Raw genomic sequence first — 14,497 nt, 5'->3', positions numbered from 1 at the left:
TCATTGCCAGATGAGATACTTTAATATTCAAGCAAACAATCATTTCGTTTATAAGGAACAAATCGTCCTTAAATTAGAATAAAATGAGAATTTTCGATCGTAAACGTTGCTATATCAGCCCGATTGGTCAAAAGGTCAAAAATTATTTGAATTATTTTCATCTTTCTTATTTACATCTAATTTATGCTTTGATAAGATAACATCAATTCAAAAAAGCGAGATGAAAAATATGACCAACTCAAACTTACAACTTCACCCAATTATTGCCGGCATTATTATCATTATTAATACTGCGGGCTAATTTGAGTGCCCGCAAGTTGCGGGCAGAGTTGGTGCATTCGCCAAGGACTGTCAATTCAGTTCTTGGCATTTTTTTATCCCCAGGGAGGTGATTAACTATTTGAGATCCACATTTGATTTTTGTTCCTAACGTCTTGATGTAACCAACAAATATATAGAAATGGAAGTGACAGTTTTATGGAAGATACACCAGAAACAACCCTAAATTCAGTAGAACCCGCGTCAGAAACGTTACAAAGAGATCCCGTGAAGACAGTCATTTTGGCGTCAATGATTGGGACCGCCATTGAATTTTTTGATTTTTATGCATATGGAACTGCAGCCGCTACATATTTTCCCCACGTCTTTTTCCCTAAATTAACCCCAGCGATTGCCTTTATCTTAAGTCTGTTAACCTTCGGGGTTGCCTTCGTTGCCAGACCACTCGGATCATTAGTCTTTGGTCACTTTGGCGATAAGTTAGGCCGCAAGAAAACGTTGGTCGTTTCATTACTAACCATGGGAACCGCCACAGTGGTGATAGGCGTTCTCCCCGGCTACGCAACCTTAGGCATTTTCGCGGTCGTCTTATTATGTTTAGCTCGCTTCATTCAAGGAATTGGCCTTGGTGGTGAGTGGTCCGGAGCGGTCCTCGTCGCTACCGAAAATGCGCCAGCAAACCGACGGGCCCTATATGGCGCCTTCCCTGAACTCGGTGCCCCAATTGGCTTTTTCTTAAGTAACGGCCTTTACTTCATTCTTGAATCCACACTGACCCCAGCCCAAATGCAGGCTTTTGGTTGGCGAATCCCATTCCTAGTCTCAGCGGTCCTCGTGGTCGTTGGGTTGTTGGTTCGGGAAAAGATGCAGGAAACGCCCCTGTTCCGTTTGGCAATGAACCAATCTAAAGTTCAAAAATCACCATTAGCAGAAGTCTTCAAGAAAAACTGGGCTCAAATCCTCAAAGGGACATTTATCATGGGAGTTGCTTACACCTTCTTCTATCTGTTAACAACTTGGTCTCTCAGTTACGTGACGACCGCCATGAGTTTCGATAACCGCGAATGGCTCTTATTATTGATGATGGGCGTCGTCCTCTTTGGGGTCATGATTGTGGTCGCCTCACTCTTTGCAGACCGAATTGGCCGCAAACGGGTTCTGGTAACTGGAACCCTCATGATCATTGCGTTTGCATTGGTATTCCCATTCTTCTTCCAGGGACAGCACAACCTTGCCGGCGGTCTGTTCTTCATCTTCGTTGGCTTCTTCATCTACGGTATCATCTACGGACCAGTCGGCGCTTTATTGCCAGAGTTGTTCCCAACCAGCACCCGGTACTCCGGTTCTGGAATTGCCTACAACTTAGCCGCCATCATCGGTGCCGCATTTGCGCCAACCATTGCGTCTTTCTTGGTTGATAAGTGGGGCATTCACTCTGTTGGCTACTATTTAGCTTTAATGGCTGTGGTCTCACTGGTCGCTTTGTTAACAACCAAAGAAACCAAGTCAATTGATTACACGAAGTAATGGATGTGTGAAACTGAGGCAAACAGCGATTTGATCCCAGAATCTAAGTAAAAAAGTAATGCATTTTGATTTTGGAATGCCTTACTTTTTTTGGGGGCCAGTAATGAAATCATCCTTGGAAATTTAACGGCCTCACAGTTTAGCCCTTACATCCTAATTGGTGGCATCATTCTTATCACTTGCATCGCAATATCTTTGCTCGCAATTAGGGAAAAGGAGCTCTAGAATGAACCCAAAACGGGATTCCAGGTGATGTCCATGAGCGAAAGTAGGAATTTAACAAAATACTGGCTGGTCATTCTTGTTTTCATTTTAACTCATTACTCAACGGCCCTTTTTATCGGCCATGCCAAGTTAACCATTAACACAGCTCTTTTCCTAAATCTGGTTATGGAGTCGGTTGATGTTTTAATCGCCATTTTTCTCCTGCGGCAGGATTTGAAAACAGATCTCAAACCGTTTCGAGCTAACCACAAACGACAACTTTGGCTGACAATTATAACCGGCTTTATTGCAATGATGATTGTTGCAATTTTAATAATTCACTTCTATCCGCATCCAAACGTTAATGAACAGTCAATCGATAGCATTCGAGCGGTGCACCCGTTTCTCATGGTTATCTACCTTTCAATTCTTGCCCCAATTTTAGAGGAATTAACATTTCGCAAAAGCTTAATTCAAGTTTTGTTTACGTTTTATAATTCCCCAACCTGGGCTGTTATCGGCTCGAGTATATTATTCGGCTTGGCTCACTGGGATTTCACCCGGACTTCCTTATTTACACCTCCGGAACTGATCGGCGTCTTTGGTCGTATCGCTCTAGGCATCATCCTCGGAGTTGTGTATCTGCGAACCAAGAGCATTTACAGTAGCATGATTCTCCACGGTTTGTTTAATCTTTAATGCCTTCTTCGCCAAACTTGTAAAATGTTCAACTCACCGACTACAATGAATTTAGAAGAAAGGTTGGTGACACATGATCGATCACAATGAATTAATGCAACAACTGCGGGCCGCCTTTGAAGACTATAACCAGGTAACCAAAAAGCAACATCAAATTAGCTACCGGGTGGAAAACCGAAATGGCGCGGTAACGGTATACGCTGACCATACCCAGCAGCACTGGGAGATTCCCGGCGACTTGTTCACTTTGATGGCACACATCAAAAAGAGCGCCCAAATCAACGAATGTACGATTGGCACCCTCGCCGACCTGGAAAAAATCGAGTTGGAATTAAAGGCTAAAGGGGGCAGTTAACCAATCGTTGGATCTTGTAAATGACCATTATTAAAGAGGATCCTCATCACTAAGCCTTAATGGCTAACGATGAGGATCCTCTTTCAAGTATTATAGTTATGCTGGCAATCTCTGTGGATCTTTCAAAACGCGCTTGTAGTGGCGTTTGAACTTTGAGGAATATTTGGTAATATTAGTCATCATTCAACCGTTCCTTTAATTCCTTCAGACTATGAGTTTCGGGCATGTGCGTTTTTCCAGTAGCATCATCAATCATTTCGTTAACAGCACCTAAAACTTCTGAATTGGGGATCCCAAAGTACTTCGGCAACCCATCATTGGCGACGCTCGTGATTGCAATTCGCGTATAATCCGATAATGACAGTCCAGATTTTGCTAACTTTTCAATTGCGCGCTTCTTTACATCCGGATTAATTCGAACAGACACTGTCGCTGGTTTTAAATCAGTCTTTACCATCTTATCACCTCTTGTATGACGAGTGTAACACAATTCAACTTTAGAATACCAAATTTTCATTAAATGTCAACGATTATCTTCGGACCTTGATATTTTGAATGAGCCATTTTATGTATCCAAATAGTTAACTGAACGTTTGTATAAATCTAATGGATACATGTATTATCCATTCTAAAATGTATTTGCTTTGTCATTGGCACGCTCTCCTCACAGGGAATAGTACCATTTCCGACAATTAATTTGTTGATTCGCTTCCACAAAAAATAGTTTTGAGAATTCGTGAGTTGCCCTATAAGCTTTTGACTTTACTCATCCTCAAACCGCTTTTCCAACTTTCGCTCGCTAAAGCCCATCAAGCTGTCCGGATCCACGTCATACTGGCTACATAAAATCAACACTTGATCCATCACGTCGGCTAATTCCTCGTGAAGGTTATAATTGCGGTCCTTGGCTGAAGTGTTTTCACCTGGATGATCCCGGCCAATTTCAATCGCCCGAATGGCTCGGGAAAGTTCCCCCACTTCTTCGTTCAAAAAGTTAAGCCGAATAAAAGATGAGTATTGATACCAGTCACGGGATTTATAAAAATCGACCAGCCAATCTTGATGCTGTTTTAAAGTCATTCCTCATTCTCCATTTCATTTAAAATCAGTTAGTAGCTGCTTGGCGGGTTGCCCGTTGATTATACAAGTTACCCCAAGTTTCCATCGCGGTAATCACTGGGCGCAGGGTTTGGCCAAAGTCAGTCAGTGAATATTCAGTTTTAACGGGAATGACCGGATAAACTTTCTTTTGGATCACGCCATCTGCTTGAAGTTCGTGAAGCTGCAAGGCTAACATTCGCCGTGAACAGTCTGGCATTTGTTTTTGCAGATCATTGAAGCGTTCAGTACCAGTCATTAAATGATAAATAATGACACTCTTCCATTTTCCAGCAATGATTTGCAAGGTGCTTTCAACCGGACAACCCTTTTGACAATCATAAATGTGACGTTTCATGTATATCAATCCTCTTTGGCCTTCATTTTCTCCATCATAAGTCATTCAAATCAACGTTTCAACGATTTCCCTAGGTGAAGAATTTGTAACTTAGTTAATTAAAATTCACTTCTTGAAAAGAAATTTCAGCGTTTTACACTGGAACTGTAATTAGGTCAGCTGCTCCAAGCAGGATTTGCATGTAAGCACCATCGAGGAAAATTCCAGAATCGGGAATTCCCCTCGTTGGAGACTTACACTCCGATTGTTAACCGCTTGGATCTGCTCACTGATTTTAGGACAGCTCCTCCAAGCAGGAATCTGCACGTAAGCACCACAGAGGGAAATTCCAAAACCAGGAATTTTCCTCTGTGGAGACTTACGCTCCGACTCCTAACCGCTTGGATTTGCTCACTAGTTGAGAGGAGAGAACTTAAATGACAACAATGAAAGCAATTGGCTTTACGAAACATTTACCAATTAATGATCCAGATAGTCTTGAAGAATTTACAGAGGAGGTCCCCACCCCAGCGGGTCACGACCTGCTTGTTAAAGTAATCGCCACTTCGGTTAATCCCGTCGATGTGGGTGTCCGCGGGCATGGCCGGGGAACCCTAAAGCAACCCAAAGTCATTGGCTGGGACGCTTACGGAATCGTCGAGAAGATCGGTGATGACGTATCGCTGTTTAAGCCGGGCGACAAGGTTTTCTATGCTGGTTCCTTTATCCGTTCCGGATCGGATAGTCAGTACCAATTGGTTGACGAGCGGATTGTCGGTCACGCACCGACCAAATTAACCGCCGCTGAAATTGGTGCCATGCCGCTTACCAGCTTAACCGCATGGGAAGCGTTGTTTGAACGATTACGGATTGACCGAAAGGCGCGCGAACAGAACGCACGACAGACCATCCTCATCATTAACGGTTCCGGTGGCGTCGGTTCAATTGCGACCCAGCTCGCCCACTTAGCCGGTCTCAAAGTAATTGCCAGTGCCTCTCGTCCTGAGACAATCAAGTGGGTCAAGCAAAATGGTGCCGATTATACCGTGAACCATCGTGCGAACTTGGTTACCGAAGTTCGCAAACTGGGTTTCCATTATGTTGACACTATTCTCAATTTAAATGACCTCGATGGGCATTGGAACGAGATTGCTGAGCTTATCAAACCAGAGGGTGCGGTTTGCGCAATTACCGAAAACAAGCGCGGGATTGATTTGCAAAAGTTGACCAAGAAAGCTGCTTCCTTTAACTGGGAATGGATGTACACCAAATCGTATTATCACACTGACGACATGATCACCCAGCATCAGATTTTGGATGAAGTTGCCCGCCTTTTGGACAATGGTGACATTCACTCAACCGTTACGAAAGTATTGCGGCCGATTAACGTTGCCAACCTTAAACGAGCCCATGCGTTGGTCGAAACCAATCACGAAATCGGCAAAGTGGCTATTTCAAATGAATGAATCGAGTTTGACAATTCTATATTCTAGTCGTATGTTAGTTCTATGAATATCGAACAAAGTAATAAAGACAATCAGTTGGCAGAAATTTTCAAGACCTTGAGTGAGCCAAACCGCATTCGGATTTTACGGATCCTGGATCATTCTGATCGGGAGCTGACCTGTTCGGAAGTTAGTGAACAGCTCAATATCAGTAAATCGACCGTTTCGTATCACTTTAAGGCACTGCGTCACGCTGGGTTAACCAACACCCGCCAAGCTGCGCAAACCAAATACTTGTCAATTAACGAGAAGACTTTTAAGGAATACCTGCCCTCGTTTCTGGAATCCTTATAGTCTTTTCTTTTTCACTTTGTATTTCGATAACAATCGAACAAGGAGATCTTCATATGCTGAATTTGTTTTACGCATCAGGAACCAGCGCCATGGCACCGCATATTTTACTAGAAGACAGCGGCTTAAATTTTTCAGTGGAAAAAGTCAATCTGGACACAAAGACTTGGCAACAGGGCGACTACAACCAGATCAACGAAAAGTCCTATGTGCCAACTCTTCAGACTCAAGCGAATACATATCTAACGGAGTGCGCGGTGATTTTGGCGTATATTGATCGCCAAGCTGATCACCGATATTCGTTCGCTCAGAACTCGAGCAATTACTGGCAACTCAGAATTTGGATGAATTATATCGCCAGTGAACTCCATAAGAACTTCATCTCACCGTTTCGTAAAGGCAATTGGCTGCCTAATACCGCTGATTCAAAACGGCTGGTCTGGCAACGGGTTGCGCCCCGGCTGCAATTTGTGGAAAGTCATTTTGCAGGTCCCTGGCTGATGGGAAACAAATTCACGGTTGCAGATCCTTACTTATTTGTGATGACCAACTGGATGCAACGACTTGATTATCCACTGGAAAGGTTTCATAATTTAGTGCAATTTGATACGAGGATGCGCCAAGTCCCCAGTGTCAAAGCGGTGCTTCAAATTGAAGGTGCCCCTCATTCATTAACTGAGAAATCAGACCACTAGCAGTTCAGAAAGGAACTTACCAATGATTAAATATAAATATGATACCCAACTTTTAATTGAAGGTTGCCCACTTAGCGAAGATGATTTAAACGACGAAATTCTTGCCAGGTTTGACGGCGATTCATTGCTGGCCGTTGGCGATGAAACCCTGATGAAAATTCACTTTCACACCAATTACCCCTGGAAGATTTTAGAATACTGCGCCTCCCTCGGCGAAATTTTTGATATTGTCGTTGAAGATATGGACAGGCAAGCGCGAGGATTGAAAGGATAACTTGGTTACTTGGCTGGCTGGGTTCGATTCAAAAAGTCGCAAATCCAAGAAGCCAACGCGATTAACAAAGAAGCACCACCAAATATCAACCAGCTAGTATGCAGACCGTCCCTGCCAAGATTGGCGATCGCTAAAAACAGTCCACTACCTAGTGAGGCGCCCGCCAAGGCAATCATGTTTACAAACCCCATTGAGCGACCCAGTTGATCATCTGGAATCAATTTAATGAATGCTGCTGAAACGCGGGGATTGACTTTTCCAATTAGATATCCGCTTAGACCACTCACAATCGTAATGAGCATGAGGGAGTTGCTAAGAGTATAACTTGCCGCCAACCCGACCAGCGATAAACAGACATAACCGTTTAACCGCAAAAAGTTCGTCTTGGCAAACAAGTCATGCTGAATGAGGGCTCCCAACACCGTTCCCGCTGAGAGACAAACATTGACCAGCGCAACACTATTGCCATAGTTTCCTAGCCAAAGCACGTGATTATGAAGAATCGCCAAATTGATCAAGCCATCTAATGCACAGGCAACCGTATTAACAAGAAAAGCGAATCCAATCACAAACACCAATGACCGGTATGACCACAATAGTTTTCCAGTCATCATTAAGCTGTCCTTCATGGATGGCTTTTTTTGTAATTCTTTCGCTACCTGATTAACTGCCAATAGAGGATCAATGCCAACAAAGATTGATTTATTCAGCCAAATCATCCCCGCTGCCGCCAGAAAAGTAACGGCATTAATAATCCCAAACAAACTATAATGATAATTTAGCCAAACAATCCCAACTGCACCAATCCCTTGGAAAATCATCTGTAACGTGGTCTGAGTGGCAACTTCAAGCCCCATAGCCGCATTCAACTCGTTATTGGAAACGAGGTGCCTAAAGTAAGGAAGCTCAAGCCCATTGGCAAATTGTCCCAGGCAATCGCTGACAACATTAATAGCAAGCAAACCAATGAAAATCCAAAATGTAGTTGATCCCAGCATGAGCACCGACAATCCCATAAACAAGCCAAACTGACCAATTCGGGCAGCTATCATTGCCGAATATTTATGATGAGTCCCATCCGCATAATAACCAATCACCACGTTTAGAATTTGGGGTAGATAGGTAACAAATGAGGCCAGGCTGACCGCTAATGTCTTAAATGGCAAGCTACTTGCATAGATAATGAAAACAATATTAAACAGGCTATTTCCAATCCCATTAAAAACTGCCGCATTAATCAACGCTCGAAATCCCTTGCTCCGATAGTACGAATTCATCCTCAACCACTTCTTTTCTCTAGTTATTGTTTTCACTGTATCCAAGAACTAGACTAGAAATGGTAAAATTCCACTATATGATAATTTAATTGGAGGGATTTGATGAATGAACCAGGAAAGCTCTTCCGAAAGCTCCGGCAGGACCGGCATCTAACGCTTCAACAGGTGGCAGATGAACATAACAGCATTTCATTTATAAGTAAGTTTGAAAATGGTGATTCACACATTGGTTTTACCCGCTTAATTCACTTACTGGGAAAAATTAATTTTTCCGCCGAAGAATTCTTGTACTTACTGGGGAAAGATTCAACTCTGGCAACGAAATCTTCCTTTTTAATTGGTAATCCGATATTTCTATCGGCTAACTTCATGACGCCATTGGTCACCCTCATGCGAGATCTGGACTCATCAAGACAACGATATGAAAAGAATCCTGCCAAAACAATGATGTACTTCAATCAAAAAATTCTGGAACTGGAAAATTCTGGTACAGCCGACTGGCATCATCTGCTAGCAATTTTGTACCAAGTTCAAGCAGAATTATTAAAGAACGACATCGACACTAATCAACCCCAGATGACGGATAAAAGGTTTAGCCAGGTACGGATCATGATGCGACCCATTATTTCTTATTTATATAACATCGAAAATTGGAGTTCATTTGAGCTACTGTTATTTGGCATCAGCCACTACGCAATGCCATTGGCAACCGTTCACCAGCTTGAAAGAATCGCCATTAAACGCACATCGATCAACGAGACTTTTCCAATCATGCCACTCGTTCAAGGAGGCCTACTATTTGGCTTATTTAGCACCTACATCAACTTTCGCAAGCTTGATTGGGCACGCCAAACTCTCCATCACCTTCAAGAATTGGTTGCTCAAAGAGAAGACAGCAACTATGCAATTTTGCTAAGATTCTATCAGGGTTGGTTCGAATACATTAATTCTGATGGCAAACAAGGAATTGACAAAATGCAGGACGCAATTGATATTTTACATATTCTTCATGAACCAAAGATGGCCGCAATGCTGGTTCAGTTTGTCAAACTTATCAAACAAAACCAAAAGACGCCGGGCAAATCGATGCTGTTTATCATGTAAGTTGATCAGTGGGACCGTCACAATCCCAAATTGACATTATTTCAATTAAAAAAGCTCCCTAAACGGTTTGCTAACACCAATTTAGAGAACCAAAATTTTGACTATTATTTAGTTGGTCTGATCTTTCGTTTTAACCCATTCCTTCGGCCACAAAATCGCCACCAGCCCCACTATCGTCAGCAAACTAATCATTGCTGTCATCAAGCCATTATGATAATGAACCTGAATCGTATGCTTGCCAACTGCCAGGTTGTTAACCGTTAAGACGTGATCTCGGTTGGATTTCAGTGGGTATTTCTTGCCGTCGACCTTAACGGTATAATGCTGATCATAAATCACAAACGGCAAAGCTAATGATTTAGTCGGTGTTCCAACTTCAACTGTCATTTGTTTACCGGCAGGCTGACTTTTCGCTTCCACGGGAATGTTAACCGCCGGATTATTATCCTGAATGGCCCGCTGCATCGATAACGTATGAAACGTGTCATCGCTCATTTTTGGCAGGTAGTCACCCGTATCAATATAGGTCATCAAATGTTTGTATTGGCTCAAATTAGTGACTCGGTACCAGACCATCCCCTGTACAAAAGGAATCTGGTTACTGTTGGGATAGAGGTCCGCTTTAATTTCCGGTGACTTGAGTTCGAAATTCACCCGGCCAGACTGAGAATTAAGTGATAAGCCTAATACCAATAAGGTGAACACCCCAACAATCCCAAGCTTATATGCGCGTTGCGGTACCTTGGCCAATAGCTCTGACCCAAGCACACTAAACAAATAGGTGAATCCCAGTTGTGGCAAGATTAAAAATCGCCACGGGAATTGGAGCAGGACAATCGACGTGTTTTGAAATAAGTGCCAGGGAAACAGGCTACTGCTCAAAATCACAAAACCGATGCCCACCCAAAAAATTTCCTTACTAAAGCGGGTCAAATGGCGGTACATGATAATCGCCAGCACAAACCCAATGAGCGCCACAATCGTGTAGCCATAAGCAATACTATTGCTCAAAGCCGCGGTCGTATATTTCAGTAGGCTAATCCCATTGAGTTGAAAGGTATATGGTTTGGTCATCTCAAGACTGGTCCCAAAATGAAGGGCGGGAATCCAGAAACTGCTGCTTAATAAGGCCGTGATGCCAACCGCTTTGGCAAGGCTGACTAACTTTTGCCGAGTGACTTTTCTGATATCGATTATCAAGAAAATCACTAGTGCCAGCAGGGTAATCAAGATGTTTAACACATGGCTCAAACAGATGATCGTCATGCCAATCGTCAACATCTTGTATCGACCGGCTGTTATCCAGTGGTAATACCCGGCAAAGACCAGGGGCAACACAATGATCGTGAAACTAATCCCAATATCGACCATCAAGAAATTATAGGTCACATTCAACCCGGACAGGGCATAAGCAATTGCAAAGACATAAGCTCCCACCGTGTCGGTTGGCCTTACGGAATGATAGGCTGCATAACTAATCCAAAGGCACAAGAAGGTGGTCAAAATCGTGCCGATATAAAAACTGGTGATTGGGTTGCCAATGACCAATCGAATAGCAGCAAATAAATACAGCGGCAGCTTGGGGTAAAGACTCATAACTGCTGACCCCAGTTGATTCAGATTAAATGTCGCAATATAGGGATTCAAATTGCCCCGAATTAAATTGTTGTACATTTCGTCGATCCGTTGAAGGTGGAATTGAAGATCTTGACCACCAAATAACCAGTTGTACCGGAACAATAAAATGACATTGACCACGCTGAAGACGAGAAAGGCAATTGCCGTTAACCAATACCTCTTAATGAAACTCCCCAAACGTGCATTGAGTGATTTTGTATTTTGTGAATGCCCCTCATCTGCCATGAAACCTTTGCCTCGCAATCTTTATTATTGAGAAAATCTACAGGTTCCATTTTAGCATACTCATTTTCTCGTGATTCATTCATCCCACTTACTTTCATCTGGCCCGAGCGGAATGATCCGACTAAGTGAGTCCACTGGATCATCACTCACCTGATAGAAATGTTCTTTAATCGCTTGAAAATCCGTGTCCTGCTTGAACGCAGGAATCTGGTAACAGGTCTTGGCATACCGCCACAAATTGGGAAAATCCGTTAACTGCTTCTGGTTTAATTTGCTCTGGAAGTAAAAGACAGTGTCAAACCGAATAAGACTCACAACAAGCCAAAAATCGGGAACTGTGAGGTTGTCGCCCATCAAAAATTGGCGTTGAGCCAAACGGTCATCCAGCCACTGCAAGCGATCAAAATACTGGTTGGCTAACTTTTTGTATTCAGATTGAGATTTAACCGCAGCAATTTGGCCGGGAATTGACGTAATGTCGGTAATGATCTGGCTGGTCAGCGTTAGAATTGGCGTTCGTTCTGACGCTGGCAGAACATCGGCCACGCCTTCCTTAAAATACGGCTGCCAGGAAGAAGCCAGTTCATTCATGATCTCTTGGGAAGAATTGTTAACCACTTTGCCAGTCTTAACATCAACCAAAGCCGGTACCGTCGGGCGATCGGTGAAGCTGGGATCGACCTTTTCAAAGTTTTCCCGCAGACTGGTCGTTTGTAAGACCGGATCCTTTTGATCACCTTTACCAAAGAACCAATTATCGTTGACCCCAGCGTGGCGCAACGAATAAATGGCCCCCTTAGAGATCACTTGATCCAAGCCAGTGTAATCAATCATCGTGGCAATTGGGGTTGCCCACGGACAGAACCTGCCCCAAATCAGCCGATAACGGTTGGTTTCAATCGGCAGTTCCCCAGTTGAAAACTTCTTTGAAAATGGCGAATCAGTTGTCTTTTTGGGTTGCCAGCTGCAAGCATCATTTGGTTTAACTTGATCACTCATATCAATCACTCCTAATGGGTAAAATTTTAATTCTAGTTTACAAAGTTTGTCAGCCATTTGATAGTTAAAAGGCCTAACTGAAACAATTTTCTTCCAGTTAGGCCCTTTAATCAAATTTTATTGATAAGCATCGTAAAGTTTCTCGAAATTAACCGTTCCCAATCCAGTTGCTTGATTGTATACCTTGCCAGGTTGGCCAACGTAATACAGGTTGGAATTATTACTATCACTGTCCAACACTGTGAACGGCGTTTTGTCTTTATCTTGGGCCAGCTTATAAATCTGTGGATTCCAGAAGCCCATTCGGGTTCCCTTGCCACTATTGATAACCGCCGTCGCACCGTTAAATTGTGGGGCAACTGCACTCGTACCGCCCATTACTTGCCATTTGCCCGCTGAGTAAATCTGGTAGCCGGTCATTGGATCTGCGTCAGCTGACACATCAGGGAAGTTACGGCCATAGTCAGTCCCACTAATTAAAACGGGATTCATTCGCGGCTGCAAAAGATTCGACAGATACTGCCGAGCGTTAAAGGTGTTAACACCGGGAACGTCCTGCTGATATTCCGGGGTGTCATACAGATGGCTGATACCACCCCCGCCGCCAGCAAGCATTGCTTGATAGGCGGTTGGATTAGTTAAGAATAATTTCCGATTTTGAGCGTATGCTTTGAACAGATAATCGCCACCCCAAGCACGCTCTTTATCAACCGAAATATCGATTCCCTTACCTAACTTCTTACTGAACGGTAAGGTGGTTCCACCGGTTGCGGTGACCCAAGGGTTATCAGCTGGGAAGGTGCCATAAGTACTGTAGTTTGGCAACGAAATTGGCCCGATCTTTCCGCCAATGCCGCGATTGTAAGCACCGGTGTCTCCCGAGGAAACAAAGGTTGACACGCCTTGAAGCGCCCCTTGAGCCATCACGGTATTTAACACTTGACCATAAACGGGTGTCAATAAGCGTTGTGCCTTGAGATAGTGGGTAAGGTATTCACTCAATCCCCAACTCATTGATAACGAACTTGCCTGATTCTCTTCAAAAGCCGTCGAGTAAGCGTTCACCAGGCCAACATCACTAAAGTTGGCTTGGTACACCCGAATGTTGGCCTGAGGTGCAATTGCCCCAGATTGTTCAATATCCAAGTCGGTTTCCGTTTGGCCCAATGCGTCGTTGGTCGTCAACGATGACGGGCTACTAATCTTTTTGACGCTGATTCGATTTGGCTTAGTCGCAATCTTTTCAGCGTTCCAGAAATGCTGGGCATCACTTTTTCTGACATTGGCGAATGTGATAATTCCAAGCGTTTGTCCCTGTCCTTGGTAGCCTTTATCATACAATGGCTGGAGTTGGTATTGTTTTGCGAACTTACTTGGCGCATATTCGGACTTCACTTTTGAGGAATCACTCTGCTTTTTAGCAAGCGACCCTAAGCCCTGCTTAACCGTTGTGATCCCCAAAACGGTCAGCACATTGTCGGCCAGTTTGGCAGGCATCACGGGCTTCTTCTTCGAAAATTGAACCGGGTTTGAATGATACTTGGCACTTTGAATATCGGTTGAAAAAGCCTTGTTAACATTCTTCACTTTACCGGAAACTTTGATAATGAGCCCATTGCTGAAAGACTCGGACTTCAAATGATACTTATTAAAGAATGGTTTGTACTGACCAACAACGGAAGCCGGTTGGCCAAATTCTGCCCGAAACTTGTCCGGCGTATAAAATTGCTTAAACTCAGAATTGCCTGGTGTATTCACGGCGTAAATCTGATCACTGAGTTGGCTTTCATTTCTCGGCTTAAGAACAACATCTAGATAGACGTACTTATTCGGCGATACTTTCTTCTTCTGGGTTAACTGTTTTAAAATCTTGTTAATCCCATATGGATCACTGCCGGCTGCCTTCTTCTTACTAGCGGCTTGAGCGTTCGGCGTTAACGCAAGAATCATTGCAAAGCTTGCGACACCTACTAGCCATTTCTTCACGTTT

Annotated in this window: 16 protein-coding genes; 8 read left to right on the top strand and 8 right to left on the bottom strand. The window is 43.5% G+C overall.

What is annotated here, in order from left to right; all coding sequences use genetic code 11:
- Positions 1-244: 244 nt before the first annotated feature.
- Positions 245-370, bottom strand: coding sequence for a hypothetical protein (locus tag FD12_RS14275; protein WP_263862401.1), 126 nt, complete (start codon positions 368-370; stop codon positions 245-247).
- Positions 371-477: 107 nt separating this feature from the next.
- Between FD12_RS14275 and FD12_RS01500 the strand changes: the two genes are divergently transcribed.
- The 3 genes from FD12_RS01500 to FD12_RS01490 all read left to right on the top strand — a co-directional run bounded on the left by FD12_RS01500 (position 478) and on the right by FD12_RS01490 (position 3,064).
- Positions 478-1,806 carry an MFS transporter gene (locus FD12_RS01500; protein WP_056981286.1) on the top strand — a complete coding sequence of 443 codons (1,329 nt, stop codon included), beginning with the start codon at positions 478-480 and terminating at the stop codon, positions 1,804-1,806.
- A 258-nt stretch (positions 1,807-2,064) separates the two neighbouring features.
- Positions 2,065-2,709, top strand: a complete 645-nt coding sequence (locus FD12_RS01495; RefSeq protein WP_056981284.1) for a CPBP family intramembrane glutamic endopeptidase — start codon at positions 2,065-2,067, stop codon at positions 2,707-2,709.
- Between the two features lie 73 nt (positions 2,710-2,782).
- On the top strand, positions 2,783-3,064 hold the full coding sequence (locus tag FD12_RS01490; RefSeq protein ID WP_056981282.1) for an Mce/MlaD family protein: 282 nt from the start codon (positions 2,783-2,785) through the stop codon (positions 3,062-3,064).
- A 172-nt stretch (positions 3,065-3,236) separates the two neighbouring features.
- Here FD12_RS01490 and FD12_RS01485 read toward each other — a convergent pair whose 3' ends face one another.
- The 3 genes from FD12_RS01485 to FD12_RS01475 all read right to left on the bottom strand — a co-directional run bounded on the left by FD12_RS01485 (position 3,237) and on the right by FD12_RS01475 (position 4,520).
- Positions 3,237-3,521: a type II toxin-antitoxin system RelB/DinJ family antitoxin gene (locus FD12_RS01485; protein WP_054747424.1), complete on the bottom strand. Its 285-nt coding sequence runs from the start codon at positions 3,519-3,521 to the stop codon at positions 3,237-3,239.
- A 305-nt stretch (positions 3,522-3,826) separates the two neighbouring features.
- Positions 3,827-4,144 (bottom strand): MazG nucleotide pyrophosphohydrolase domain-containing protein, encoded by a 318-nt coding sequence (locus tag FD12_RS01480; protein WP_054747422.1) that lies wholly within the window; start codon positions 4,142-4,144, stop codon positions 3,827-3,829.
- A gap of 25 nt (positions 4,145-4,169) precedes the next feature.
- Entirely contained in the window at positions 4,170-4,520 is a 351-nt protein-coding gene (locus FD12_RS01475) for a winged helix-turn-helix transcriptional regulator (protein ID WP_054747420.1), read from the bottom strand.
- 425 nt (positions 4,521-4,945) lie between these two features.
- Here FD12_RS01475 and FD12_RS01470 point away from each other — a divergent pair, with 425 nt between their 5' ends.
- Genes FD12_RS01470 through FD12_RS01455 form a run of 4 tightly spaced genes read left to right on the top strand, consistent with a single transcriptional unit; the run spans position 4,946 to position 7,264 of the window.
- Positions 4,946-5,965 carry a zinc-binding alcohol dehydrogenase family protein gene (locus FD12_RS01470; protein ID WP_054747443.1) on the top strand — a complete coding sequence of 340 codons (1,020 nt, stop codon included), beginning with the start codon at positions 4,946-4,948 and terminating at the stop codon, positions 5,963-5,965.
- A 42-nt stretch (positions 5,966-6,007) separates the two neighbouring features.
- On the top strand, positions 6,008-6,298 hold the full coding sequence (locus FD12_RS01465) for an ArsR/SmtB family transcription factor (RefSeq protein WP_054747418.1): 291 nt from the start codon (positions 6,008-6,010) through the stop codon (positions 6,296-6,298).
- Between the two features lie 53 nt (positions 6,299-6,351).
- Positions 6,352-6,990: a glutathione S-transferase family protein gene (locus FD12_RS01460; RefSeq protein WP_054747416.1), complete on the top strand. Its 639-nt coding sequence runs from the start codon at positions 6,352-6,354 to the stop codon at positions 6,988-6,990.
- 22 nt (positions 6,991-7,012) lie between these two features.
- The gene (locus tag FD12_RS01455; protein ID WP_054747414.1) at positions 7,013-7,264 is read left to right on the top strand and encodes a kinase to dihydroxyacetone kinase; all 252 of its coding nucleotides are present in this window, start codon (positions 7,013-7,015) and stop codon (positions 7,262-7,264) included.
- A 5-nt stretch (positions 7,265-7,269) separates the two neighbouring features.
- Here the strand turns inward: FD12_RS01455 and FD12_RS01450 are convergent, their stop codons facing one another.
- The gene (locus FD12_RS01450; protein ID WP_054747412.1) at positions 7,270-8,541 is read right to left on the bottom strand and encodes an MFS transporter; all 1,272 of its coding nucleotides are present in this window, start codon (positions 8,539-8,541) and stop codon (positions 7,270-7,272) included.
- Positions 8,542-8,643: 102 nt separating this feature from the next.
- Here FD12_RS01450 and FD12_RS01445 point away from each other — a divergent pair, with 102 nt between their 5' ends.
- Positions 8,644-9,645, top strand: a complete 1,002-nt coding sequence (locus FD12_RS01445; protein ID WP_056981279.1) for a helix-turn-helix domain-containing protein — start codon at positions 8,644-8,646, stop codon at positions 9,643-9,645.
- Positions 9,646-9,753: 108 nt separating this feature from the next.
- Here the strand turns inward: FD12_RS01445 and FD12_RS01440 are convergent, their stop codons facing one another.
- The 3 genes from FD12_RS01440 to FD12_RS01430 form a co-directional block, all read right to left on the bottom strand.
- Positions 9,754-11,508: a hypothetical protein gene (locus FD12_RS01440; protein WP_056981277.1), complete on the bottom strand. Its 1,755-nt coding sequence runs from the start codon at positions 11,506-11,508 to the stop codon at positions 9,754-9,756.
- A 75-nt stretch (positions 11,509-11,583) separates the two neighbouring features.
- Positions 11,584-12,507, bottom strand: coding sequence for a glutathione S-transferase C-terminal domain-containing protein (locus tag FD12_RS01435; protein ID WP_054747406.1), 924 nt, complete (start codon positions 12,505-12,507; stop codon positions 11,584-11,586).
- Positions 12,508-12,624: 117 nt separating this feature from the next.
- Positions 12,625-14,457, bottom strand: coding sequence for a S53 family peptidase (locus FD12_RS01430; RefSeq protein WP_146985900.1), 1,833 nt, complete (start codon positions 14,455-14,457; stop codon positions 12,625-12,627).
- Between the last annotated feature and the right edge of the window lie 40 nt (positions 14,458-14,497).

Origin of the sequence: Lentilactobacillus rapi DSM 19907 = JCM 15042, from assembly GCF_001436255.1 — a bacterium.
Classification (GTDB): Bacteria; Bacillota; Bacilli; order Lactobacillales; family Lactobacillaceae; genus Lentilactobacillus; species Lentilactobacillus rapi.
This window is presented reverse-complemented; position numbering and strand designations above follow the sequence as displayed.

Bases quoted from the DNA above. Each gene is read 5' to 3' on its own strand.
- FD12_RS01435 (WP_054747406.1), bottom strand. From the start codon at position 12,507: ATGAGTGATCAAGTTAAACCAAATGATGCTTGCAGCTGGCAACCCAAA.
- FD12_RS01500 (WP_056981286.1), top strand. From the start codon at position 478: ATGGAAGATACACCAGAAACAACCCTAAATTCAGTAGAACCCGCGTCA.
- FD12_RS01445 (WP_056981279.1), top strand. From the start codon at position 8,644: ATGAATGAACCAGGAAAGCTCTTCCGAAAGCTCCGGCAGGACCGGCAT.
- FD12_RS01475 (WP_054747420.1), bottom strand. From the start codon at position 4,520: ATGAAACGTCACATTTATGATTGTCAAAAGGGTTGTCCGGTTGAAAGC.
- FD12_RS01450 (WP_054747412.1), bottom strand. From the start codon at position 8,541: ATGAATTCGTACTATCGGAGCAAGGGATTTCGAGCGTTGATTAATGCG.
- FD12_RS01485 (WP_054747424.1), bottom strand. From the start codon at position 3,521: ATGGTAAAGACTGATTTAAAACCAGCGACAGTGTCTGTTCGAATTAAT.
- FD12_RS01430 (WP_146985900.1), bottom strand. From the start codon at position 14,457: ATGATTCTTGCGTTAACGCCGAACGCTCAAGCCGCTAGTAAGAAGAAG.
- FD12_RS01490 (WP_056981282.1), top strand. From the start codon at position 2,783: ATGATCGATCACAATGAATTAATGCAACAACTGCGGGCCGCCTTTGAA.
- FD12_RS01465 (WP_054747418.1), top strand. From the start codon at position 6,008: ATGAATATCGAACAAAGTAATAAAGACAATCAGTTGGCAGAAATTTTC.
- FD12_RS01480 (WP_054747422.1), bottom strand. From the start codon at position 4,144: ATGACTTTAAAACAGCATCAAGATTGGCTGGTCGATTTTTATAAATCC.
- FD12_RS01440 (WP_056981277.1), bottom strand. From the start codon at position 11,508: ATGGCAGATGAGGGGCATTCACAAAATACAAAATCACTCAATGCACGT.
- FD12_RS01470 (WP_054747443.1), top strand. From the start codon at position 4,946: ATGAAAGCAATTGGCTTTACGAAACATTTACCAATTAATGATCCAGAT.
- FD12_RS01460 (WP_054747416.1), top strand. From the start codon at position 6,352: ATGCTGAATTTGTTTTACGCATCAGGAACCAGCGCCATGGCACCGCAT.
- FD12_RS01495 (WP_056981284.1), top strand. From the start codon at position 2,065: ATGAGCGAAAGTAGGAATTTAACAAAATACTGGCTGGTCATTCTTGTT.
- FD12_RS14275 (WP_263862401.1), bottom strand. From the start codon at position 370: ATGCCAAGAACTGAATTGACAGTCCTTGGCGAATGCACCAACTCTGCC.
- FD12_RS01455 (WP_054747414.1), top strand. From the start codon at position 7,013: ATGATTAAATATAAATATGATACCCAACTTTTAATTGAAGGTTGCCCA.